Here is a 24814-nt window from a genome sequence, read left to right as displayed (position 1 = left end):
TCCATGCCTCCGGGATCGGCAAGGCAATCCTCTCGACATGGTCGGACACAGACATTGCTCAGGCCCTGTCCGGCAAGACACTGGCACATTTTACCGCGCAAACACTCGATACGTTGCCGGCGCTCCTCAAGGATATCCAGCAGGTTCGTGCACGCGGGTGGTCGATCGACGATGAGGAGCATATGCTCGGGATGCGCTGCATCGCAGCTTGAGGATCTCGAATCTGTCAAACGCAAATGCCTCAGCCTTCCGCTCGGAGCCACCGCCATCGGAACGGTGCCAGGTTATAGGGAAGCCGTATATGCCGAATTGCGCCGCACCACAGGCCTAGCTGTCGCCCCGGAGACGAATTTCTTCGACGGCCTGCAGAATGCGGATCAGTCGGTCGGTATTTCGAGCGTTGTGAAATCGAGCGCACTTTCGCTCTCGAAAATGAGCAGCCATTTTCGCCTTATGTCCTCGGGGCCGCGTGCCGGTTTTTCCGAAATCGTGCTTCCTGCGGTTCAGCCGCGATCATCAATCATGCCCGGCAAGATCAATCCGGCTATCCCTGAAATGGCGATGCAGGTCTATTTCAAGATTCTCGGGAATGATGCGACGGTTACACGCGCATGTGAAGGCGAGCTGGACCTCAATGTTTCCTCAACGCAATCTCGGAATCCATAACACTGCTGGACACGACCATATCGCTGCTGGTGTCGAAGCGTATTGTCGGCATTACCGCAAATGCCGGTGTTTGTATGAACACCGCCGAACGCTCTTTGGCCCTTTCGATCGCTATTGCCGCAATAGACGACTACCCCAAAGCAGGTGCAGTGCCACGCTTTGCCGCAGAAAAGGGCCTATCAATCAGGGATGCTGCAGTTCAAATGGAGCTATGGTCGGATGAGTCGGCGGAAGCGTTATTCGATGTCTCGATATTTGCTGATCCAGCCAGATACCAGGCGGTTGTACAGAAATTTCGTCGCCTGGTTGAGATCAGCAGCCCCCACAAAAGAAATTAGAAGCGCAATCCCGTGTTGACCGCCGGCGCGTACACGATGTTACACATGAAAGATGACGGCTAAGAATCTGCTGTTAGCTGCATTTTCAAAAGAACATTTATCCCTAGCAGTCGTTGCCACTTTGAGTACTACAGCCGCTGTCCCCGGCGTGCGAACAAACTGGATCCGACATTGATGTGAACAACGATAACTGCAAGGGACGACGATTGTTTTCAATCGTCATTTTAACGAATCCGGTTCAAACTGTGAACACGGTGCGTCATTCAGAGGCTTTGTCGCGAACATGACCGGTGAACTCGAACGCGGTCGCGCGCACTACAAGCGGCAGAAATGGGCCGGCGCGTTCCGGGTATTGTCCGTTGCCGATCGGACGGCGCCGTTGGGGGGCGGAGATCTCGAACTACTGGCGATGTCCGCGTACTTGATCGGCCGGGACGACGACTATCTGGCGATCCTCGAACGCGCCCATCACGCCCACCTGGATTCTCACGAACGCCGACAGGCCGTTCGCTGTGCATTCTGGCTGGGGTTCCGGGTGTTGCTTCGCGGAGAGGTGGGCCGCGCGACTGGCTGGTTCGCTCGTGCCCAGCGGATACTGGAGGACGAGGATCGAGAATGCGCGGAGCAGGGCTACCTGTTGACTCCCGTCGTGGAACAACAGATCGCCGCCGGGGAGTTGGAGGCCGCCTACGCATGCGCGGCTCGGGCCGCTGATATCGGCGTGCGCTGCGACGACGCGGATCTGGTCGCCTGCGCCCGCCATCAGCAGGGCCGAGTACGGGTCGCGCAGGGGCGGGTAGAGGAGGGGCTAGCGCTATTAGACGAGGTTATGGTCGCGGTCACCGCGGGGGAGCTGTCATTGCTCGTCACCGGTCTGATGTACTGCAGTGTTATCGAGACATGCCAGGCGGTGTACGCGCTCGGCCGCGCACGCGAGTGGACCGTCGCCCTGACACGTTGGTGCGAGCCCGATATGGTCGCCTTCACGGGTATCTGCCGGGTCCATCGCGCCGAGATCCTGCAGTTGCACGGCGACTGGCAAGGCGCCATCGAAGAAGCCCAGCGTGCCGGCGCACTACGTTTCGAGGGAATTGCCAAGAAAACCGCGGCCGCGGCATCCTACCAGCAGGCTGAGGTGCATCGGCTGAGAGGTGAGTTCGCGGCGGCCGAGCGGGCGTACCGGAGCGCCAGCGCGGGCGGGTTCGACCCGCAGCCCGGGCTAGCTTTGCTGCGGTTGGCGGAAGGGCGCATCGATTCCGCCGCTGCGGCGATTAGCCGGGCCTTGGGTGGCTCGACGGACCGCCTTGGGCGCGCGAGGTTGCTTCCTGCCCGGGTCGAGATCATGCTGGCGGCCGGCGATCCGCAGGGTGCGGAAGGTCCCTGTGCCGAGTTGGAGGCGACGGCACAAAGCTTCAACACGGACGCGCTGCGTGCGATGGCGGCGCACACGCGCGGGGCGGTTCACCTCGGCCGCGGTGCGATCGAGGCGGCGTTGTGCTCGCTGCGCCTTGCGTCCGATTTCTGGCAGCTCGCCGAGGCTCCGTACCACACTGCGCGGGCGCGCGAGCTTACCGGCCAGGCGTGCAGGAGCCTCGGCGACGAAGAGGGCGCGGCGCTGGAGCTGGCGGCCGCAGCCGCCGTTTACCGAGAGCTCGGCGCCACGCCGGATCTTGCCCGGCTGGAGTCCATACAGGGCGCTGCCCCGGACCTGCGCCACGGACTAACGAAGCGCGAGCTGCAGGTCCTGCGGTTGGTCGCCGCCGGGGACACCAACAGGGCCATCGCCGCCGAGCTTTTCCTGAGTGAGCGAACGATCGAGCGCCACCTTAGCAACATCTTCACCAAGCTCGATCTATCGACTCGGGCGGCGGCCACCGCTTGGGCTTATGAGCATGGTTTGATCTGACGACCGGCCCGACTGTGGGTGGAACTACCCATGCCGTCGCTCCCGCGAAATTGAGTGGTTCCTCCGAAGCGCGGCCGCGTCTACTGGCGTAGACTCGGGTGCATCGAAAGGTCAACCAATCATTGGAGCAACCCATGTCAGAGCAGAACAAGGCGCAAGTTCGGCGCGTGATCGAGGAAATCTACAATCGGGGCCATCTCGGCATCGTCGATGAGGTGGCGGCCAGCAACCTGGTCATCCATGCCTCGTCCCATGATATCCGCGGACGCGAAGGGGCCAAGCAGTATGTCACGGCGCTACGAGGGGGCTTCCCGAACCTCCACCTGACCGTCGAGGATCAGATCGCCGAGGGCGACATGGTGGTGACGCGTTGGACCGCTCGAGGCACGCATACGGGCGAGTTCCAGGGCATCCCACCCACCGGGAGGGAAGTTCGTGTAGCAGGCACCGATATCGACCGCATCATCGACGGAAAGACCGTGGAATGCTGGGTTCACATGGACCAGCTCGGCCTGATGCAACAGCTCGGCGCGGTCGCAGTGGCCTGAGCCCGATCTGACTGTCAGGAAATGGAGCTAACTGTGATGACCAAGGCATTCGACGCAATTGTCGTTGGTGCGCGCTGCGCAGGTTCGCCGACGGCGATGTTGCTGGCTCGGAAGGGATATCGGGTCCTGGTGGTGGACCGCGCAAGCTTTCCGAGTGACACGCTGTCCACGCACATCGTGAACCCCGTGGAGCAGGCGCCCTGTCAAGGTGGGGCCTCCTGGATCGGCTAGCATCGACCGGCTGCCCGCCGATCCACACCTACACCTTCAACTTTGGTCCGTTCACGATTGCTGGCGCGCCCAGGCACGAGAGAATCACCAATGGCGTACTGCCCACGGCGTACATCACCGGCACTTATCGCCCCTACGGTTTGGTTGTATTTCCGGTTTCCGCTCAGCCTGAGTCTGGTCGAGGAAATGCTGCTGGAGCGAGGGATCGTTGCTTCTTACGAGACCATACGATGTTGGCAAAGAAGTTCGGCCCGGACTATCCGCATGGTCTGCCCAGGAAGCAGCCAAGCTCAGGCGACATTTGGCACCTGGACGAAGTCCTCATCACCATCGCCGGCAGGAAACACTGGCTCTGGTGTCGATCAGGATGGCTGGTTTTATCCCCCTTTTGTCAGAAAGGGTTGCCACCCACGACTTCCATGGAAAGAATAATCAACAGAAACAATGGGATAAGTATTGAGCAATGGAGCGATTTTGTATCGCCGTTATGTCATAAAGTCCGAAGTATTACGATGATTAGTGGTGCCGTTGTCATTGGGTGCCCAGCGACGATTCGTTGCCACTTTCTTAAGGTAAAAGCGGGTCAGAAGCCTACCGGATCATGGAGTGGTGCTCCTTTCAAACAATTTTTGGAAGCGCGTGTGGCTGCGAAGAGGGTCCAGGTCTGAGTCCTTGCTGAACCACAAAATCTGCTCGGCACTGGCGTGCGGCAGAACTTTCTCCAGCACATCGATTGCCATTTCGATTTCGCCCAGCTGCGAATAGGTGCATGCAATGTTGTAAAGGGCCAAAAGATCATCGGGGTCTATGGCTATAGCGCGGGCGGCCCACTCTTTGGCCCGGTCTCGCTCGCCGAGATGCGCCAGCGCGAGCGCGCCAAGTTGGGCGGGACCCGAATTCTCGGGATGCAGATTGAGTTCGTGCTCGGCCCGCTCCAAACCCAGCCTCGCTGCTCTAATCCTGTCCTCCTCACGTCCGAGGGAGCGGTAAACTGCTGTCAGTAGAACGGGGGAGCGGTAATCGGTGGAGCGTATCTCCGTGGCACGCTCGAAAAGCTTGGCAGCCTGCTCGAAATCGCCCTGAGCATTAAAAAATCGGGCATAGAAATAGTTGGCTTCATATAAATTAGGATCGAGCGAAAGTGCCTGCTCGAATTCGGCAGCCGCCTCCTCGTGACGTCCGCCAAATTGCAGGGCAAGCCCACGAGACGCATGGGCCTCAGCTAATTTAGGGTCGAGTGCCAGAGCCTTCGCACTCATCGCTAGGATGCCCTCTATCGAGACCTCGACGTGGTGCCAGGAATGGAGAATTGAATCGCAGTCAGCGATACCGGAGTAGGCGCGTGCGTAGCCAGGGTCGAGTTCTGCTGCCCTAGTGAACATGCGACGCGCCATTTGCACATAGGATTTCGAGCACATGTGTGAGAACTGCCGTCCTCTGAGGTAGAAAGCGTACGCCTCAACGTTTGCGGTAGGCGGTGCCGCCTGGATCGCCTTCTGCTCTTCGGGAAGTAGTTTGACTTTCAGCTGATTCACAATGGCTTGGGTGATCTCGTCCTGGATCGCGAATATATCGGTCAGCTCTCGATCGTAGCGGTCTGCCCAGACATGGCTGCCGTTCTTGCCGTCGATGAGCTGGCCGGTGACGCGAACGCGGGACCCGGCCTTGCGGACGCTGCCCTCCAGAAGAAACTTTACCCCGAGTTCTGCCGCGGCCTGCTGGGCCAGAATAGGCTTGTCCTTGTAGGTGAAAACGGTGTTGCGGGCGACCACCTGGAGGCCGGAAATTTTCGACAGGTCCGTAATAATGTCCTCAGTGATGCCGTCGGAGAAGTATTCCTGTTCCGGATCGCCGCTCATATTGTTGAACGGTAAAACGGCGATTGACGTTCGGTCGGACCGTCTATCTAAATTTGGCAAGGACCGATCAAGCTGGGTCCGCGGAAAGGCTTCCAGATTTATGCGATAACAGGCGACTGGTTCAGTGATGTTTTTCATCCGCTTTTCCCCCATTGGTTCGAGACGGATGGGGAGTTTCTTCTCGATCTCCTTTGACACCTTGCCTGATACGCAGATGCCGCCTGGCTCAGCGAGCTCTTGCAGACGGGCCGCTATGTTAACACCCTCGCCGTAGCGGTCGCGTCCTTCGACGATCACCTCGCCGAGATTGATTCCGATACGCACTTCAATCGCTTCACCAACCCTCGCATTCCGCTCAGCGAGGCCGCGTTGCAGCGTTACGGCGCATTCGACCGCGTCGACGACGCTGCCGAACTCGGCCAGCAGACCGTCGCCCATGACCTTGAATATGCGCCCGTGGTGTTTCTTGATTTCGGGCTCGAATAGCTCTTTGCGGTCCGACCTCAGCCGTTCAAACGTCGCCGCTTCGTCTGCCTCCATTAGTGCAGAGTAACGTGCCACATCAGCGGCCAAAATCGCCGTCAACTTGCGTTCCACTAGCAGAGTTCCCCGTGGTATCCCGATGGCAAGCCTACACCGACACATGAGAAACTCTAACAAAATTTCGCGAGACGGAGGATACGGAGAAGCTTTTGCCGGACATGGCGCGTCCGATCCTTGGAGTAATTGCTCGAGACGCTGCGTGCATTGGATGAACATATCGGCCACCTGGACATTCAGATCGCCCGCCGTGCCAAAGAGGACGAGGTGGCGCGCTTTGATGATCGTTCCTGGAATTGGTCCGATCATAGCAACGGCACTGTCGGCGTTAGCGCAAGATGCTGAGGCGTTAAAACGCGGGCGTGACTTTGCGGCGTGGCTAGGGGTCACTCCGTTGCAACGATCGACCAGTGGCAAGCAGCGGCTTGGCAAAACCTCGAAGATGGGGGAACGAACGCTGCGCCGCCTGCTCATCATAGGGGCCAGAACGGTTGTGCGGTGGGCGGCACGGAAGGGAGCTGTGGCGCACTGACGCCGCCTCAGCCAACGGATATGCCCGGACAACCTCCGACCCCGAGTCTCGCAGCCGAATTTCAGGCTCAAGCCGGACTTCGTTCCGCCTTTCGTCAGAAAGGAGGAAGTGCTGTTAGAGGTGCCATAGGGCGAGTGCGTGGCGCCCCGCTATCCCCATCCTAACTTCGAAAGCGTCCGGGCCCAGCTCTGATGTCGAAGGCCTTATCAGTGGGTTAGACCGACCATTGAAGAGGGGTCTCTTCCATGGCGGAATCAATTCAGCGAATCGGTTAACTCTTGGCATAGTTCAGGATAAGAGATGCCTATCCATTACCCCAAAAACGAGTTCGTCAGGTGCATCGATAGAGAGGGTGCGGACTACCTTACCCTTGACCGTGTCTATCCGGTTATCTGACGTTATAACGGCGAGGTGATGATTTGCGCTGACCGCGCTATTCGCAAGTTAGCCGATATCGACCATCTGGTCGTCTTCCCGGCAACGATCGGGGCGGGTGGTTCTTTGTCGTCCGTTTCACCGATAGAATCGCCCGGGCCGACGTCGCCGGCTTGATTTGCGCTCGATGGGGCGGTATTTGAGGGTGATCGAATTGCCGACACCTGAGTGGGCCGACATGGTACCTGACCTGCGCGCGACTCGCCGCCCAAGCACCACCGGTCTGCGCCGATTCCTGGATCTCCAGCAGCAGCGCGATTGGATGCAGGGCAAGACGATCCTGCGCGACGCCGACGAGCGCTCGGAGTCCCTGGAACTGCGTCTCAAATACGTCGCTCGGTTTGAGAAGCTGCTGCGCCGGCCGCAGGCGCAAGAGGTCCTGGAGATTCTCCGGCGCTACGGCCGCGACTGCATCCCGATCCCGCGCCGGACCGAGCGGCATTACTGGTCGATTTCCTGTCTGCCGTCGACTCCGGGCAAGGCGCTCGTTCGCGTCAATGCGAGCTGGATGGAGCTTTTCTCCCTCTATGCGGACGGCGAGGGCATCCGCGCGCTATTCCTGGTGCATCTTTCCGATTTCACCCCCGACCATTCACTCGATCAGGGCCGGGTGGACGAAGCTTTCCTCGAGCGCTGTGTCATGACGCCGGAAGACGTCGGCTATTTCTTCCTCCGCGGCGAGGACATTTTCGGCATCAAGGTCCGCGGCTTCTCCTCGATCGGCAAATTCCTCGCGGCGCGCCGTGCGTTGCGGGCCATCCGGGCGTTCAACTTGACGCACATGAACCGGGGCCGGAACGCCTATCAGGCGAGCCACTGCTACAGCCTGGCGGATCATATGCTGAGTGGTCCTGTGCGCTGAGCGAGGACAGTTCGAATCTTCGACTGTGAAATGGCGCGCCAACTCCCCCGAATCGACCATTTCCTTCGATCTGCCTCGCTGGGCCACTCTGGAGGAAATTCGTTCTCGTAGAAGTGGCGATGTTAGGCGGCATTCGACGTTCGCATTGGGCGTATTTCTCTTCGGTTGCCAAGCGTCGGCCAGGAAGCGGTCGTTTGCCTAGCCTTCAGCTGGCTTCGCTATGGTCGACGGCGTTGGTATCCAATCTTGGAAGGCCATACAAGATCGGCGATTTCAAGTAAACCTCGGGTCCAACATCAGGGCGGTCCAACCTCTGTCTGCCGAGCTTGGATTGGACGAGCGCGCAGCCGACCTCCGATCATCCCTTTGTATCGGCCATTGATGTTTCAACCAAAGCACCCTTAGTGCGGTACGTGCTTTGAAAATTGCATGTCTTGTGTGGTTGCCGCCCGGGATGCAAGAAGTTTTTGAACCTTCATGAACAGTGATCGAGCGCGGTCTTGTGTCAGGCCTCATGGAAGCGGCCTGTCTGGCGCCGCGGGCCGGTATGGTGATCTGCGGATCAGGTCCAAATCTCAAGTACGAGCACAACGGCTCTTTGCCATTAGCTGGTTTTCCCGATCCAGATCTGTTCGATTGCCCATTCAGGTCATTGCCTTCTCACACTGCTTTACCGGTGATTGCCACTGCGACGATCATGCCGCCGCAATCAGTGCCGGATCGAGACTTGATTTGACCGAGCAATTGGGTTGAATCCAGTCAAGGCGTTGATCCGGTGTCGGGTTTTGGGGCTGGAAGGAGACGTTCAACGTTTGGCATGAGGCCGCAAGTCGGCGAATCCGCTTTTGGACGTCCCCCGCGATGGAAGGGTTAGGCCTCAGGTTCGTGGCAAACCGCTTCTGTGTTGTGCCCGTCCGGACCAATGACGAAAGCTGCATAGTAGTTCACGTGGTAGTGATCAAAGCCGGCACTGATTGATGTCGATGGGAGAAACACGTCCGCTGTCGCCGGGCATGGCCGTAACGTCGTATGATTTGGAGCAGTTCTTGTCGTCGCTCCAAGTCACGGCGTTTGCGGAGCGGCAGCCGCCATTTGTTTTATCGGTTCAGACAGGTTGATCGCAACATTCCGCAACAATTGGACAGACTTACGCATGCCTTCTATGGGAGACATCATCATGTCTTCGTGTTCTATTGACAGCACGTCATCGTAGCCAGCTTGCTTCAGGGCGGTGCAGAACTGCCGCCACCAGGTTTCTCCGTGCCCATAGCCCAGCGTGATATAGTTCCAGCTGCGTTCGCCATAGCGATCGCCGGGACGAGGATCCAGGTTGCCGTCAATCGCCGTGGGCACGGGCTCCACGCGTGTGTCCTTGGCATGAACGTAGTATATGGCAGAGCCAAGCGCCCGTACCGCGGCGATGGGGTCCGCATTCATCCACAAAGGATGGCTCGGGTCGTAATTGGCGCCAACCGTCTCACCGACTGCGTCGCGCAGTTTTAGCAGTGTATGGACGTTGTAGACGGCTTGGTGGCCATGCAGCTCAAGGCACAATTTGCGGATTCCGAGATTGTTGGAATAGGCCACGAGATCGCGCCAATAGGGGATAAGCTTTTCCTCCCACTGATACTTCTGGATCTCAAGACACTCCGGGGGCCAGTCCGTGATTATCCAGTTAGGATTCGCGTCGCCAGGCCCGCCGGGCAAGCCCGACATCATCACTACGCGATCGATCCCCAGCAGGCTGGCGAGCTTGATGGTGCCCGCGGTCACTCGGTGGTTCTCTTCGCCTTTCGCGCCGGGATACAGCGGGTTGCCCGAGCAATTCAATGCCGAGATGGACAATCCGTGATCCCCGACCGCAGCGATGAATTCCCGGCGAGCCGTCTCGCTCCCGAGCATGGTGTTAAGATTGATGTGCGGTGCGCTCGACCAATTGCCGCAGGCAAATTCCAGCGTTTCCAGACCGAGTTCCGCGGAAGCGCGTAACATTTCGCTAAACGACAAATGGCCCAAGCTGTCTGTGATCATTCCAATCTTCATAGCTTCATTCCTTGAATTTTACCGGCTCAGAATCTGACCGGTTCGAAACGACCTGATTTCGCTGAGGCAAGTGCGGCCTCGCAAAGGATCATTGCGTTTCGTCCGTCTTTGGCTCCAACATCTGGATTCCTGCTCGAAATAACACACTCGACAAAATGATCGAGTTCCGCAGCATAGGATTCGGCGTAGCGTTCCACGAAGAAATACAGCGGCCTATCACGCGAGACGGCCTGCGGGCCGAAGGCTTCCACTGAGGTTGGCGTGCGATTTCCTGCCTGCAGCATGCCATTGGAACCATGGACCTCTATGCGCTGGTCATAGCCGTAAACGGCACGAACGCTATTGTTGATATGGCATTGGCGTCCTGAGGCAGTACGCAGGATGAACATCGCGGTATCGTAATCGCCCAGCTTGGCGTAGTAGGGAAGCACGAGACAGGATCCGCTCGCGAAAAGCTCGACCGGCTCTTCGCCGAGCAGGTTGCGCGCCATATCGAAATCATGAATTGTCATTTCGCGAAACACGCCTCCGCCTCCGGCAAGGGCTTCTTCTGTTTCGGCCTCGGGGTCCCGGCTGGTAATAATAACCTGTTCGATGGCGCCGATTTCGTTTTTATCCAGACGCTGTTTCAACGCGCGAAAGCTCGGGTCAAAACGGCGATTGAATCCGATCTGAAAAAGCACATCAGCCTGGGTAATCGCGGCGAGACATTGGTCAGTTCGGCCAAGATCGAGATCGATTGGCTTTTCGCAAAAGATCGCTTTGCCTTTGGCGGCTGCCGCTATAGCCAGATCAGCGTGAGTCTTGGTGGCAGATGCGATCAGGACTGCGTTGATCTCGGGATCGGCAAGTGCAGTGTTGGTATCGACGATTTGAGCACCTGTCAGGGATGCGATCCGCTGGGCGGCATCGGGCCGGGGATCGACAATATAACGCAGGCGTGCCTTGGGATGGCGCACGATATTAGCAGCATGAACGCTGCCGATGAGTCCAGCACCAAATAAACAAAAGTCTATCATCCTACTTACTTTCTCCAGCGACTGTCAGTCGGCCATTCTTGATCGGAGCGAAACAGCGCCCGCGATTATTTTACAGCGCCCATCGTGAGCCCGCGCACCAGGTGGCGCTGGACCAGCAAGGCGAAAATGACAATCGGCAAGGCGCCAATCATGCCGGCCGCCGCCATGGAGGCCCAATCGGTGTCAATGCGTCCGATCAGCGTGGCGGTGCCGCGTGGCATCGTCATGGCCTTCGGGGTGGCCGTCAGGGCAAGGGCAAACATGAATTCGTTGAAGGTGACGATCACAGCGAATATTGCAGTGGCAGCCATGCCCGGCGCGGCGAGCGGCAAGGTAATCCGGCGGAAAGCGCCGAAACGCGAATCGCCGTCGACCATTGCGGCTTCCTCGAGATCAACGGGTATTTCCCGAAAAAAGCTCTCCATCATCCAGACGCACAAGGTGATGTTGAACGCCGTATAGGTGATGATAAGACCCAACCACTTATTGAGCAGGCCAAGTCGGAGCATTAGCAGATAAACCGGAATGAGGATGACAACTGGCGGAACGATCCGCAATGTCAACAACAGCAACCCGATCTTGTGCTCCAGCCCAAAACGCAGTCGGAACCGCGCAATCGCGTAAGCTCCGAGCGTGCCAAGGACCAGTGCGATTGACACCGATGCGGCCGTGACCACCAGAGAGTTGGTCAGATACGCGCCAAAGTTCTTTTCCGAGAAAAGCCGCAGATAGTTATCGATCGTCGGCGCGTGCGGGTAGAGTGTCCCCTCCTGGGTAATTTCCCTGTTCGATTTCAGCGACGTTGTCGCCAGCCAGTAGATCGGCACCAAAACGACTGTCAGGATGAACGCGATCACAGCGATCCTTGCCAAACGTATGTTCATTCTTCCAGCCCCGTCTGAAGAAGACGCACGGCCGCAAGGGTCATGGCGAGGATGATAAGGCCCACAGTTACAAACATCGCAGATGCATATCCGGTCTGCTGGAACTTGAAGGCCGTGTCGTAACCATAAATCGACACGAGCTTGGTCGCTTCACCCGGTCCGCCGCGGGTCAACACGAAGACCTGATCGAACGTCCCGAAAGCGTCGATCGTCCTGAGAACGATTGCGATAGCCAGGACCGGGCGCATCATGGGAAGCGTTAGGTCGGCAAAGGTACGCCAGGGACCGGCACCATCGACGCGAGCGGCCTCGAAAGGCTCCTGTGGCAGGGACTGCAGGCCCGCCAGCAGGATCAAGAACATGAGCGGTGTCCATTCCCAGACATCCAGCACAACCAGACCGATAAATGCCTTGAACGGATCGCCCAATATCTGGACGTTCCCGCCACCCAGGGCTGCCGAGATGGCTGCCACCATGCCTGCATCGCTCGCGTAGATTAGCCTGAAGAGGATTGCCACCACTACGGGCGTGATCACCATTGGAATAATGAGAACGGTTCTCAGCAATTGAATGCCTTTGAACTCCCGTAAGCAGAACAAAGCCAAGGCAAACCCAAGCACAGTTTCGATCGACACTGCGAGAAATACAAACTTGACGCTCACCCAAAGGGCGTTAAGGAATTGCGGATCGCTCCAAAGACGAATGTAATTGTCCAGTCCTATCCAACCGCTGACCGCCCCGTACCGGTAGGCTTGCGTGCTTGCACGCAAGCCGTCCCACAACGGATAGACCAGAACGCACAACACGACCATGACGGCGGGAGCAAGCATCAAATAGGGCAGGGCAGAATCGAGCCCTGCACCCTGAAGTCGATGTTTCGTCAGAATCTTGCCGACTGACGTCATTGATAATAGCCCGCCTGCGTGAGGTATTCCCTCACCTGTTTGGCTGCGGCATCCATTGCGGCAGCGCCACCGGAACCTGTCTGAAGCGCCTTGTTGAGCTCGATGCCGAGAAGTTCCTCCACTTTTGCCCATTCGGGCATGCGCGGCCTTGGCTGCGCTCCTACGTCCAACTGTTTCAGCGCGACCGGAATGAGCCTGTTGCCGGGCTTGGCCACGCCAAATGCACTACGCTTGACTGGAATCATGCCGGACTCGGCGACCTTGGCTTGGGTCTCCGCGCTGGTATACCATTTCAGGAATTCGATCGCATTGGCCCTGTTAGGCGCGGATTTGGGCACGCCCGCTATGAAGATCCCCATCTGGGAAATCGCTTTGACCTGTTTCGGGGTGACCCCGAAATCGAGCTTGCCGGCTACCTTGGATTGCGCCGGATCATCGGCTTTGAGCGCATTTCCGGAATATTGGATGATCGCACCCGCGTCACCGCCAAGAATGGCGGCGCCCTCCTGATCGGAGTCGAACTCCACGACGCCTGCAGGCGCGTTCTGCTTCATCGTTCCGACAAAGAAGTCAGCTGCAGCCTTGCCGGCGTCCGAATTGAACGTCGGATTCCAGTTATCATCGAAAAATTCGCCTCCAAACGAGAGGAAGATCGGATACCAGCTGGTGACAATCGAATTGCCCGCTACTCCTCGAAAAACCACCGGGTACTTGATCTTGCCGGCGGCAACGCCCTCTTTACCCTTTGCAATAACTTCGTCCCATGTCGTGGGAGCGCCATTCGTATAGACGTCGTTGCGATAGGTCATCGTCTGGAGGTCGCCAATGAACGGCACACAGATTAAGGTTGGGGTGGCATCCTTGAACGCGGCCGCACGGGCCCCGCTGCGCGGCGGCCAGAAGCCCATTTCGAGCATTGGGTCGATCCAGTCCTTGTCGTCGGCGCTGAGGCCGGCCGCGCCCAAATCTTCAAGGACGTTGGCGGCGCCGAATTGGGGAACCCACGGGTCGTCAAGGAGATAGATATCGTACTGGCCCGCACTGTTCTGGGCGTCGGCAAACCATTTCTCCAAGGTCACGCCATATTCATCTTCGAGAAATTCGATGTCGAAGCCGGCTTCCATGGCCAGTGGAATGATCTTCTGCTTGAACGGAGTAAGTCCACCGTCGGCGAAGGCGCCGATGATGACTTTCTTGCCGGCCGCGTTAGCGGGCCCTGGCACGATAAATTTGCTCAAACTTGTGGTCGCAAGGGCCAGCAGAATCATCGCCTTGAGCACGGAGCGACGCGACGCAGTCAGCTGAGATTTGTTATCATCGATCATGATCTGTTCCTCTCTTCTTTTTCTACTCTGTGAACGACAGTTTTGCCGGCGGCATTGAAAAAGCAGGCATCTGCGGGATCGAATCTCACGCCAATACTCGTGCCTACTGCTGCCCTGAACCCACGATCGGCGCGCACTGTAAGATGCCCGCTCTCAACATGAACATCGACGAGTGTTTCGTTGCCCATCGGTTCAACGACATAGATTTCGCCGCGCAACGCGTTGGCTGCTCCAGCTTGCGTCAGGTGCAAATCTTCGGGGCGGATACCGAGTTCCGTCACGTTGGCTGTGCGGCAGGCATTGTTCCGTTTCTCGGAGACCGGCATTTTGGCGCCGCCGACGTGAAGACCGTCGGCGTCCATGCGGGACGATAGGACATTCATCGGCGGGCTTCCGACGAATGTTGCGACGAAACGATTCGCCGGCCGGTCATAAACTTCAGAGGGCGGAGCCAGTTGCTGAATGTCACCGCCATGCATCACCGCGATGAGGTCGGCCATTGTAAGTGCTTCGGCCTGATCGTGCGTGACGTAGAGCGTGGTTGACCCCAAACGATGGCAAAGCCGCTTGATCTCACCACGCATCGTAAGCCGCAGACGTGCGTCAAGATTGGAGAGGGGCTCGTCCATTAGAAATGCGGCCGGATCGCGAACGATGGCGCGCGCCAGGGCAACACGCTGACGCTGGCCACCCGAAAGCTGGCGGGCGCGCCGCGTCAGGAGATGGTCGATTTCCAGGATACCGGCAACTTCAGCGATCTTGGCGTTACGCTCGCGCTCGGGAACGTTGCGTATCCAGAGAGGATAGCCAATGTTCTCCGCAATTGTCATCTGCGGATAGAGCGCGTAGCTTTGAAACACCATGGCAATATCGCGATCGCGCGGCTGGAGGCGCGTTACATCCCTCTCCCCAATCAAGACCTTCCCGGAGGTCGGCATTTCCAGTCCGGCGAGAATTCTCAGTGCGGTGGTTTTGCCGCAACCGGAAGGGCCGAGAAGGGCCATGAATGCATGATCGGGAACGTTCAGATCCAAAGATTTGATGACATTGAAAGCTCCGAAACTTTTCACAACCCCATCATATCGAACGGAACTCATGGCCGCCTCGTGACTATTGGTCGGCGGTGGGTTGCTGACACACTCAATCTTTCACCACCAGACCAGCATTGGCTGCCATGTCCCGCAGGTTGCGGTAGCCCATCGTCGCATATGTGAGCGGGTTGGCTTTTGCGGGATCTTGTTCAGCTTCAACCACTAGCCAGCCGGAATAGCCGGCGTCAGCTAGAATTTTCAACAATGTCGGATAATCCTGTGCCCCATCTCCCGGCACCGTAAATATTCCCTCCATCACCGCACCCATGAAGCTCCAGTCCTCAGCGCGCGCTCGCTTCAGGATTTCCTGCCTTATGTCCTTGCAATGCACGTGCACCACGCGCGACACGTGACGCAGCAAAAGTTCCTTCGGGTCGCCTCCCGAAAATGCGCAATGACCGGTATCATATAGCAGGCCGAAGGCTTCGCCGGTGTTCGACATCAGCTTGCCGATTTCCTCGTCCGTCTCGACGATGGTGCCCATGTGGTGATGGAAGGCCATGCGTACCCCGAAATCGGCAAAGCGCTCGGAGAGCCTGGTTATCTTCGCGCCATAATTCTTCCAGTCGTCGTCGGCCAAGTGCGGCCGATGCGAGATGGGATTATGGATGGCACCTTGCCGGCCAAGCGATGTATCCGCGTAGACGACATGGGCTGCGCCGAGGTCACGCAGAAGTGTCAGATGCGGAAGGATCGCCTCAAATTCTGCGTCAATGTCGTTCTCAAGAATATGGCCGTCGTACCAGCCTGATACCAGATCCAGTTGATACTGCTTTAGTATGGAGCCAAGCTCTGCACTGTTGCGCGGGAATTTCCCGCCGAGTTCCGTACCGGCGAAACCTGCTTGCCGCGTTTCGGACAGGCAGGCTTCAAGTGGGGTCTCGCCACCGAGTTCGGGCACGTCGTCATTGGTCCAGGTGATCGGATTGATGCCAAGCCTTACTGTCATCTGCGTAGTCTCTCCAACAATGAATATCTGCCTGATAGCCACAACATTCCTGCGCAAGGGATGGGAGCCACTTCCCGCTCATTGCAGCCGCTCCCTTGCGGGGAGACTGCCGCTTTTGGGCCACGTTAAAGTATTGTTGGGAGCCAGATCGGCTGGAAACGCTCGAACGCCCGTCGAGGCCATGGCGGTGCCAATTCGGGCGTGGATCACCTCCCAACAGTCACCCTCGATTGCGCATAAGACTACACCGATCTGTGTCCTTGGCGAGTTCCAGTTTAACAGAAAAATAAGGAACCAGTTGTACGCCCCATCAAGAGAATATAGCTTTGGCGTCTTCCGAACTGTGCTTGGGAACCAAACCGCCGTGTCCACCGCTCGCCGCATACGAGGATCCTTTCCTCTGGATATGCTTGCCGTCGATAGGACCAGCCCCATACCACTGCACCGGCAACTCCATCGTTCCATTATCAAGATGATACAGGATTGCACGCTTGCCGCCGGGACGGTGCTGCCCTCAACCCGCGAGCTGGCCTCCGACCTCGGCTTAGCACGGAACACCATCATTGCCGCTTACGATCAGCTCGTGACCGAAGGTTATCTGGCAAACAGGCAAGGGGCTCGTTACGTCATCATCGATTTACCCCTATTACCCAAACTGCAGCGTCCTGCGTTGCTCTTCCCCAATCAGCGTCCCTTGTCCGCGCGTGGCGCTTCCCTCATGCAGCAACCGTTTCATCATGGATTACCAGGCCGTTTTGCCTTTCATCCCGGCATGCCGGACGCCCGAACTTTCCCCTTTGGCATCTGGAGTCGATTGCTGGCGCGGCGGGCCAACTTTGCCGGCGAGAATTTATTCGGGACCTACCATGTTACGGGCCTTCCGGAACTCAAGGAAGCGATTGTGGGGTATCTGGCATCGGCGCGCGGCGTCTCCTGCACGGAGGACCAGATCGTAGTCACGACCGGTGCTCAGGCTGCCTTCGATTTATTGGCCCGTCTGCTTCTGGATCCCGGCGATCGGGTCTGGATGGAGGAGCCCGGCTACTACGGTGCAAAGGCGGCCTTTTCCGTCGCTGGTGCCAATATCGTTCCGATGCCGGTCAACGGCGACGGCTGGCAAATGAATGGGCCCCCTAAGAAAATGCGGTTAATCTATCTGACGCCCGCCTGCCAGCATCCGTTGGGGACGACAATGCGGATGGATCAGCGCCTTCAGCTGCTAGAGATAGCGGATAGGAATAATGCGTGGATCATCGAAGATGATTTCGACGGCGAGTATCGATTTCAAGGCAGACCCTTACCGGCGATCCAAGCCATGGATCGCACCGGTTGCATCATTTATGTCGGCACATTCGCCAAGTTGCTTTTCCCGGCACTCCGTCTTGGATTCATGGTCCTGCCGCCCGCGCTTTGCGGTGGGATACCGCACGCGCTCAGCACGACCGGTCAGTTCGCACCGTTGCTGTTGCAGGCGGCTCTCGCCGATTTCATTTTGGATGGGCATATGAGCCGACACTTGAAACGGATGCGGAGAATCTATGCTGCCCGCCGGCAGGTTTTTTACAGTCTCTGCGAAAGGCACATTGCCGAACACATGACGCTCTTGCCCGCGGAGGCCGGTATCCAGGTCGTAGGACATTTGCGCACTGGACTGAGTGACATCCGAATCAGCGAGGCTGCGGAAAAACTGGGCGTAAATGTTTCGCCCTTGTCGAAATATTATCAGCATGAAACCGCCATCCAAGGTCTGGTGCTCGGATACGCGGCTTGCGACAAATCGCAAATGGAACATGGCATTCGCCGGCTTCAAAGAGCCATAGTGGAGAGCGTCAGACGGGACTATTGAACCGACAGACCCCAACACAGCAGAATTTTGATTTTCTATACTACCTCCGCATGGACACTGTGCGAACCTGAACGCGGTGGCACCATGAGGTGCCGGTGTGCAAATTACGATCCGACGAAGAGCGCGGCGCACTGAGGCAATGCCCACGTATCGCTCCAAGGGTTCCATGCATGATTATTATAGCAAATGGACATCCAATCGTAGTGTGGACTCGGGTCCAATTTGACGTTCAGATTCTGGCGAGGGCGACGAGGCGGTTGCAGTCGGATGGTTTGCGGATGGTCGCGATGATCCTAGCTAGATTCTGCAGCGTGGTCAGGCAGGTGATCGTTCGCGCCACCAATCCCGTGCCTGCAGCTTCCAGTAGGTGAGTTGCGCAGCGGACAGGCCACGAAGGCCTCCAGCCAACACAAGCCCGAACGGCTTGAATAATTCATAGCGATAAGACTCTCCCAGGATTGCCTCAGCAATCACCCTAACCCCAATTGCTGTCGTGTTCAGTTCATGACCTTCAAATGCCGTGCAGTACCATTCGTCTGGGTGTTCCGGTCCATGTCGTTCACATGCCGGCGAACCAGAAAAGCGGATTTTCGTCCGTCAATGCGGACCAGTATTTGGGTCTCGACGCATGCAAGCCTTGAGGGTGATGCGCGCAGCTATGGCGTTCTACTGGAAAATGTCGCCATTGCCGGTTTGCCGCCTTCCTCGTCTTGGCAATCGCTGGCATGTAGATCACAAAGTTCAATATATCAGGAGAGAGATTGACCCCATAGCTCCGATCGCAACGGCCCCCTCCGATAGTTCGGCAAACGGTTCACTTTCGGACATCAATCAAGGCTGATCGGGGCAGGGAGGCCACACATCTAGTTGACGAACTGGACAACAACGCTCGGCTTGACCATTCCAGCTAGCTCCTCGGCGTCCCAGTTCGTCAGACGAATGCAGCCATGCGACCCGACTTTGTCGATAAGTTCAGGATCAGGCGTTCCATGAATGCCGTAGGTCGGCTCGGTTAGATCGATCCAGACACTTCCGACCGGTCCATTGGGACCCTTGGGGATGGTAAGGACCTTGTCGTTCTTCCCCTGCTTAAAGTTGACCTTTGGATCGTATCTAAAGACGGGCATCCGCGCGACGCCCTTCACCTTGTGCGTTCCCCTCGGAGAAGGATTGTCCTCGCTGCCAACTGTCGCGGGATACGCCGCTAGTATGACATCGCGACTATCATAAGCCGTGACCTGCCCAGCCGTCTTGTCGGCCTCGATGCGGGCCACCTTTCCTTGGCGCGGGGGACCGGGCATCGCTACCTGGACTGTCTCCCCAGGGGCGAAATCCGAAACTGGATTGAGCGCAGTCAACAGGTCGACATCCATGTGGAAACGCTCTGAAAGCCTTTCAGCGACGCTGGTGTAACCCAAGCCGGGCATCCTTGCCTTTTCGCCGTAGTCCACCGGAATATGGTCCACGAGGCCTTTCGCGTCGTCGGCCGTGATTGTGTAGGTGCCGATAATCGGGCCACCCGTCTCCAGCCTGCTGATTACATCGGGGTCGATTGTGCCGTCCGGGGGCATCCCCGTCATCCTTTCGAAGCTGGCCACCGCCTTGGTAACGTTCTTTCCATCAATGCCGTCGATCACGCCCGGCGATGCACCTGCGCGGTCGAGGAGAACTTGAAGGCGGACGATCGCTGGATCGGGATCCGCTGATGGTTTGGAAGCGCGCTCCGCCGGGATTGTGGACAGCGACGCAGAATTGATCGCGTCTGGTTTGATTTCTGTTGCTTCAGCGACGATGACGGAAACGATCAGAAAGAACGTGGACATTCCAACAAATGTTTTCATATCCGCTCAAATGGAGTTGGGGTGAAGATGTTCCAGAAATAAAAGCTCAACTGTGGTTGCCGCCCGCTATGCAAGAAGTTTTTTGCGTGAACGAGTGATCGAGTGCGCTCTTCTGTCAGGCCTTTTGATTGCGGCATTTCGAAAGACCGGTGATCCGCAGATTGGATCCAAATCTTGCTCGCTAGCTCTGAGCTCCAAAACTGTACTGGTTTTTTCCTATTCGGATCGGTTCGATCATGTGCCCATTCAGGTCATCGACTTCTCACATCTTCTCACCGGCACAATCATCAACATGAATCGTTAAGTCCGTGCTTCGAAAATCGCATGGCCAGTCTGGAACCGAACCTCAGAAAACCGCATGAGTGGATCTGCGGTTCGATTCCGCTCAAGGCGGTCAAATGGAAATAACTCATCCCGATATGCTTTGAAGTGTGATTGTAGAATCCGAGGAACCAATCGAAATCGGACAAAATCAACTATTGTCGGCATTTTCAAAGGAATGTTTGAAGTGAGGTAGTCCAATTGTACAACTGCGCAACCGGGCGACAAAGGGATACCGGCAAGCTTATTCGGGCAAGCCGGCCTTCAATAGGCCTTGGCGAAGCAATTCCCTGTGGTCGGGACGCTCGAGAACGACCACACGTTTCAAGAAATCGTCCGTCGAGAAACTGTGACGATCCCTCAGAACGAGAGCAACTTCGACCTGCGCCTCCGATAATCGGTGCGATTGCGCATAACACGCCGCGAGCCGGGCATGCGTATAGGGACCGGGGTTGGGTAGCTCACTCAGCGCAAGCGCTGCCTCGTCATAATGTTCGGATAAGTAAAGGGCATTGGCGAGCACTGCATAGTACCAGGAGGGAGGAAAAGGATTCAGCCGCATCCCTTCATTGATCCATTCCATCGCTTCCTCCAGCCTGCCGCGCCGCGCCAAAAGGCCACCCATTTGAACGAGGCCGTTCGCATCGTTCGGATTGAGTTGATAGGCCCGGCGAAAATGACGTTCCGCTATCTCGAACTCGCGGCGGAACGTGCAAACAACTGCCAGCAAGCGGTGGCAGTTGCTTTCCTGCCCATCTAGGGCCACCGCCTTCTTAGCCATCACATAGGCGTTGTCCAGAATTTCCACCGGCGCATCGGCATAACCGTGCAGGGCGACTCGGGCGAGTGCCAGATAGGCATAAGCCAGCGCGAACCGAGGATCGCGCTCGAGGGCAGATTCGAGCATGCGACAAGCTTGTTGATTGTCATCATCACCGTGCCCTCGCAGGTGAGCAACACCGCGCAGATAGAACTCATACGCAGCGAGACTCACGGTCGGCTTTCGCAATGACTGCTGGAACTTCGCCTCTTCGATCCGGCCAACCAGCGTCGAAACAATCATCTTGGCTACTTCGTCCTGCACCGCGAAGACATCGGTGAGGCCGCGATCGAAGCGTTCGGCCCAGTGATGTTCTCCGTTTGCGGCTTCGATAAGCTGAGCCGTAACGCGGATGCGATCGCCAGCCCGTCTGATGCTTCCCTCCACAAGGAAAGCTACGCCAAGCTGTCTTCCGATCTCCTTCAGGCTGATAGGTTTGCCACGAAAATTGAAAGATGAGTTGGCGGCAACGACGGAGAGCGAGCGAAACCGCGCAAGGCCGGTAATGATGTCCTCTGTAATGCCGTCGCTGAACGAAGTCTCGTCGGGATGACCGCTGAAGTTTTCAAATGGCAAAACGGCGATGGAAGGTCTATCCGTGAGCTGCAAGCTGGCCGGTCCAACGGTCGGTGACTCCATCCAATGCCAAACACGAACGCGCCGCGCGATGTTCTTCAAAGACATCTCGCCACCGTCCTCAAACGCCAAGCCGCTCTTTCCGGCGAGCTGACGCTGGACAATATCCGCTATGCAGATACCTCCGGGGTGAGCCAAGGCTTCGAGGCGGGCGGCGACGTTGATGCCATCGCCGAACAAATCGTCGCCTTCGACCACCACATCGGCGAGGTTTATGCCGATGCGAAGGAGGACGCGCCGGTCCGGCGAAACCTGTCTTTGATCGAGTCCGATATCATTCTGCACCGAGACCCCGCAGTTCACCGCATCCACAGCGGAATTGAACACGACAAGAGCACCGTCTCCCATCAATTTTACGATGCGGCCGCCATGGATGGCGATTGTCGGGTTGAATATGGAGGATTGAAGCCGCTTGATAGTATCGAGCGTATCCGTTTCGTCGATTTCAATCAGACGAGAATAGCCGACGATATCTGTGGCCATAATCGCCGCAAGCCGCCGTTCGACGCGATCTTTTGCCATGCCTTCTCCCCCAATGTCGAGAGATTTAGACTAATAGTGCCTATTAATGAATGCAGCGCTGGAACCCGATGCCTACCAGCTTCCGCTCAATCTCGACTAGGGTCAACCGGTATGGCTGTGACCCAAAATTCGGATGTTCCATGACTGCCATTAGCGGCATTTTGCAACGTGCTGTGAGAAGGGAAGATTGCGAGGGGCTCGGAGCGGACATGTTGAGGATTGCGCTCCGAGCCTCGAGAGCTCGGTCGTTCCTCATGCCCGGGGATAATGCCGACCAAGCAAATGCCGACGAGGGGACGTCAGCGGTTTTAAAACGCCTATTCGCCCCCGTTGGTTCCAATCAGCTCGTTTTGGTCGCGGTTACAAGTGCCGGAAAAGATCCGGAATGCACTGAAGCACGCCCACCCCGCAGGTTCCCGCTCCAGGGCAGTCACGCAACCCGGACGGGGGCGGCGCCCGCTTCGAGCGCGGAAACGGAGCCAATATTCCTTGCCGCTGGATAGCCGGCGTCGACGATCATATCAACAAGATCAGCCGCTCGTTCGGCCCGGCAAGAAACAAGCAATCCCCCGGAAGTCTGGGGGTCGGTGAGGAGATGGCGCCGCCAGAGCGGAAACTCATCCGGCAGGGCAACGTCCTTACTGTAGCTTGCCCAGTTGCGATGGGATGCGCCGGTCACGAAGCCTTGTTGTGATAGTTGCGCGCCGAGCGAAAAGAACGCAATGGTGTCCGCGCGCAGGGATATCGTAACGTGCGAGCCTCGCGCCATTTCGAGGGCATGACCGAAAAGGCCGAATCCGGTGATGTCCGTCATGGCATGCACGTCGCTGTCGCGGGCAAGTTCGGCGCCGATGCGGTTGAGAAGCGTGGTCGATGCCATCAGTTCGGCATAGGCCTCGCTGGGCAGCATGCCCTTTTTGAACGCTGCCGCGTAAATGCCGACGCCAAGCGCCTTGGTCAAGATCAAGGCATCACCGACCCTGGCGCCGCTGTTTTTACGGATATTGGCAACGGGGCATGTGCCGACCACGGCAAGACCGTAAATGGGCTCCGGCGAGTCGATCGAGTGACCTCCCGCGACAGGAATGCCGGCAAGTGCACAGATGGCGCGGCCGCCCCGTAGAATGTCGCGAACGATTTCGGCCGGCATCTTGTCGATCGGCATGCCAAGGATCGCGAGCGCCATAATCGGCTTTCCGCCCATCGCATAGACGTCAGAAATGGCATTGGTTGCCGCTATCCGGCCGAAGTCGAAAGGATCATCGACCATCGGCATGAAGAAGTCCGTCGTCGCAATCACACAGGTTTCGTCATCGAGCTGCCAGACGGCGGCATCATCACCAGTTTCAGTTCCGACAATTAGGCGCGTGAAGGGTTCGCCAACAGGCTGATCAGCGAGCAGCTGCTGCAGGACAGACGGTGCAAGCTTGCAGCCGCAACCGCCCCCATGGGCGAGCGACGTCAGGCGTAGCGGTGATGAAGTTCGATCATCCATGATGGCTCCCTGGCGTGTGGTGGTGCGGCGCCTTGCAAATATGCGGCATTGGATCGGGTATGAAAACAATTGAGGGATGACGCCAGGCGCCGATATGCGCCTGTGACAGGCACTGGAAATCGCGCCGGTCATTTAGAGCCGTGGCACCGGAAAAATTGCCCCGAAACTCGGGAGCGGCTAGCAGGGTCAAGTCAACATCCTCGTTGATTTCCGAGCGAACGTCAAACAGTCCAATGCTGGCACCCGGACAGAACAGTGGTATTACAGTAAATCTGCGGTGGAATTAGAGTATAGGGGTGGTAAAATGCGCAATATCCTTGGGCCGCAACTCGAATCGTTGCGCCAATTTTATTCTTGACTATCGTGTTCATATTATATCGCATCTTATTGGTTTGACAATTGAACTTCATGAGGTAGCATTTTATCCGGAATGCCAACGATTTTGCGTTCCACGTTGCCGAGCACTTTAAAAGTTTCCGGCATGCCATCTTGGTAGAGCCGGCCCACAAGGGAGGTGACATGCCATGAACATGGAACTCTCACGGCGCCAGTTTCTTGGGGCGGCCGGAGCGGGTGTGGCGGGTACAGCGCTTGGAGCCTTCGGCTTCGGCGACATCGAAGCGGCCCATGCCAAAGCGATCCGCGACTTCAAACTGGTCAATACTACCGAAACACGCAATACCTGCCCGTACTGTTCCGTCGCGTGCGGCATCATCATGTATTCGAAGGGTGATCTGAAGAAGGGCGAGAGCGCCGAGATCATTCATATCGAGGGCGATACGGACCATCCGACAAATCGCGGCACGCTTTGCCCAAAAGGTGCGGCGCTGCTCAATTTCGTCAAGGCCGAGACGCGCCTGAAATATCCGATGATCCGCAAGCCCGGCTCGGACAAGTTCGAACGGGTTTCCTGGGATGATGCACTCAATCGCGTCGCCCGCCTGATGAAGGATGATCGGGACAAGAACTTCGTTGCGAAAAACAATGATGGTGTGACCGTCAACCGCTGGACGACCACCGGTTTCCTCGCCGCCTCCGCAACAACGAATGAAACGGCGTTTGCCACCTACAAGGTCGTGCGCAGCGCCGGAATGCTGGTATTCGATAACCAGGCACGTGTCTGACACGGCCCAACGGTGTCCAGTTTGGGCCCAACATTTGGCCGTGGTGCAATGACCAACTCCTGGACCGACATCAAGA

The 24814-nt window shown here is 57.4% G+C and carries 18 protein-coding genes and 5 pseudogenes; 10 read left to right on the top strand and 13 right to left on the bottom strand.

From position 1 onward, the window contains the following. The 6 genes and pseudogenes from AAAB35_RS05965 to AAAB35_RS05940 form a co-directional block, all read left to right on the top strand. Positions 1-209, top strand: a pseudogene (locus AAAB35_RS05965) (IclR family transcriptional regulator C-terminal domain-containing protein); the annotation flags it as partial. Beyond that, on the top strand, positions 172-666 hold the full coding sequence (locus AAAB35_RS05960; RefSeq protein ID WP_340667293.1) for a lyase family protein: 495 nt from the start codon (positions 172-174) through the stop codon (positions 664-666). The pseudogene AAAB35_RS05965 and the gene AAAB35_RS05960, both read left to right, overlap by 38 nt. A 74-nt stretch (positions 667-740) precedes the next feature. Then, entirely contained in the window at positions 741-1004 is a 264-nt protein-coding gene (locus tag AAAB35_RS05955; protein ID WP_340667292.1) for a hypothetical protein, read from the top strand. A gap of 283 nt (positions 1005-1287) precedes the next feature. Beyond that, positions 1288-2910, top strand: a complete 1623-nt coding sequence (locus AAAB35_RS05950; protein WP_340667291.1) for a response regulator transcription factor — start codon at positions 1288-1290, stop codon at positions 2908-2910. A gap of 134 nt (positions 2911-3044) precedes the next feature. Then, the gene (locus AAAB35_RS05945) at positions 3045-3458 is read left to right on the top strand and encodes an ester cyclase (protein ID WP_340667290.1); all 414 of its coding nucleotides are present in this window, start codon (positions 3045-3047) and stop codon (positions 3456-3458) included. 321 nt (positions 3459-3779) lie between these two features. Next, positions 3780-4045, top strand: a pseudogene (locus tag AAAB35_RS05940) (IS6 family transposase); the annotation flags it as partial. Between the two features lie 243 nt (positions 4046-4288). Here the strand turns inward: AAAB35_RS05940 and AAAB35_RS05935 are convergent. After that, positions 4289-6193, bottom strand: a complete 1905-nt coding sequence (locus AAAB35_RS05935) for a tetratricopeptide repeat protein (RefSeq protein WP_340667295.1) — start codon at positions 6191-6193, stop codon at positions 4289-4291. Positions 6194-6262: 69 nt separating this feature from the next. Between AAAB35_RS05935 and AAAB35_RS05930 the strand changes: the two are divergent. Together AAAB35_RS05930 and AAAB35_RS05925 are read left to right on the top strand one after the other, a co-directional pair. Further along, positions 6263-6581 (top strand): annotated as a pseudogene (locus tag AAAB35_RS05930) (transposase); the annotation flags it as partial. A 652-nt stretch (positions 6582-7233) separates the two neighbouring features. Next, positions 7234-7917, top strand: a complete 684-nt coding sequence (locus AAAB35_RS05925; RefSeq protein ID WP_340667294.1) for a hypothetical protein — start codon at positions 7234-7236, stop codon at positions 7915-7917. Positions 7918-8787: 870 nt separating this feature from the next. Here the strand turns inward: AAAB35_RS05925 and AAAB35_RS05920 are convergent. The 8 genes and pseudogenes from AAAB35_RS05920 to iolE all read right to left on the bottom strand — a co-directional run. Next, positions 8788-8874 (bottom strand): annotated as a pseudogene (locus AAAB35_RS05920) (VOC family protein); the annotation flags it as partial. A gap of 105 nt (positions 8875-8979) precedes the next feature. Beyond that, on the bottom strand, positions 8980-9960 hold the full coding sequence (locus tag AAAB35_RS05915; protein ID WP_340667289.1) for a sugar phosphate isomerase/epimerase: 981 nt from the start codon (positions 9958-9960) through the stop codon (positions 8980-8982). Positions 9961-9986: 26 nt separating this feature from the next. Beyond that, complete coding sequence (gene iolG / locus AAAB35_RS05910; protein ID WP_340667288.1) at positions 9987-10979, bottom strand: inositol 2-dehydrogenase; 993 nt, start codon at positions 10977-10979, stop codon at positions 9987-9989. A 65-nt stretch (positions 10980-11044) separates the two neighbouring features. Next, positions 11045-11863 carry a carbohydrate ABC transporter permease gene (locus AAAB35_RS05905; RefSeq protein WP_340667287.1) on the bottom strand — a complete coding sequence of 273 codons (819 nt, stop codon included), beginning with the start codon at positions 11861-11863 and terminating at the stop codon, positions 11045-11047. After that, a complete protein-coding gene (locus tag AAAB35_RS05900) occupies positions 11860-12768 on the bottom strand; it encodes a sugar ABC transporter permease (protein WP_340667286.1) in 909 nt (302 codons plus the stop codon). Before AAAB35_RS05900 ends, AAAB35_RS05905 begins: the two co-directional genes overlap by 4 nt. Next, entirely contained in the window at positions 12765-14093 is a 1329-nt protein-coding gene (locus AAAB35_RS05895; RefSeq protein ID WP_340667285.1) for an extracellular solute-binding protein, read from the bottom strand. The genes AAAB35_RS05900 and AAAB35_RS05895 overlap by 4 nt, the downstream gene beginning before the upstream one ends. Further along, a complete protein-coding gene (locus AAAB35_RS05890; protein WP_340667284.1) occupies positions 14090-15190 on the bottom strand; it encodes an ABC transporter ATP-binding protein in 1101 nt (366 codons plus the stop codon). The genes AAAB35_RS05895 and AAAB35_RS05890 overlap by 4 nt, the downstream gene beginning before the upstream one ends. Before the next feature lie 43 nt (positions 15191-15233). Beyond that, on the bottom strand, positions 15234-16133 hold the full coding sequence (iolE, locus tag AAAB35_RS05885; protein WP_340667283.1) for a myo-inosose-2 dehydratase: 900 nt from the start codon (positions 16131-16133) through the stop codon (positions 15234-15236). A 406-nt stretch (positions 16134-16539) separates the two neighbouring features. Here iolE and AAAB35_RS05880 point away from each other — a divergent pair, with 406 nt between their 5' ends. Further along, entirely contained in the window at positions 16540-17979 is a 1440-nt protein-coding gene (locus AAAB35_RS05880) for a PLP-dependent aminotransferase family protein (protein ID WP_340667282.1), read from the top strand. A 315-nt stretch (positions 17980-18294) separates the two neighbouring features. On the opposite strand, the pseudogene AAAB35_RS05875 reads toward AAAB35_RS05880, so the two are convergent. The 4 genes and pseudogenes from AAAB35_RS05875 to selD form a co-directional block, all read right to left on the bottom strand. Then, a pseudogene (locus tag AAAB35_RS05875) lies at positions 18295-18510 on the bottom strand (FAD-dependent oxidoreductase); the annotation flags it as partial. A 332-nt stretch (positions 18511-18842) separates the two neighbouring features. Continuing rightward, the gene (locus AAAB35_RS05870; RefSeq protein ID WP_340667281.1) at positions 18843-19820 is read right to left on the bottom strand and encodes a L,D-transpeptidase; all 978 of its coding nucleotides are present in this window, start codon (positions 19818-19820) and stop codon (positions 18843-18845) included. Between the two features lie 565 nt (positions 19821-20385). Beyond that, complete coding sequence (locus AAAB35_RS05865) at positions 20386-22119, bottom strand: adenylate/guanylate cyclase domain-containing protein (protein WP_340667280.1); 1734 nt, start codon at positions 22117-22119, stop codon at positions 20386-20388. Between the two features lie 430 nt (positions 22120-22549). Beyond that, entirely contained in the window at positions 22550-23614 is a 1065-nt protein-coding gene (gene selD, locus AAAB35_RS05860) for a selenide, water dikinase SelD (RefSeq protein ID WP_340667279.1), read from the bottom strand. A gap of 524 nt (positions 23615-24138) precedes the next feature. Between selD and AAAB35_RS05855 the strand changes: the two genes are divergently transcribed. Next, positions 24139-24814 (top strand): molybdopterin-dependent oxidoreductase (locus AAAB35_RS05855; protein ID WP_340667278.1); only part of this gene is annotated, 676 nt, incomplete at its 3' end.

Origin of the sequence: Phyllobacterium sp., from assembly GCF_037994425.1 — a bacterium.
GTDB lineage: Bacteria > Pseudomonadota > Alphaproteobacteria > Rhizobiales > Rhizobiaceae > Phyllobacterium.
This window is presented reverse-complemented; position numbering and strand designations above follow the sequence as displayed.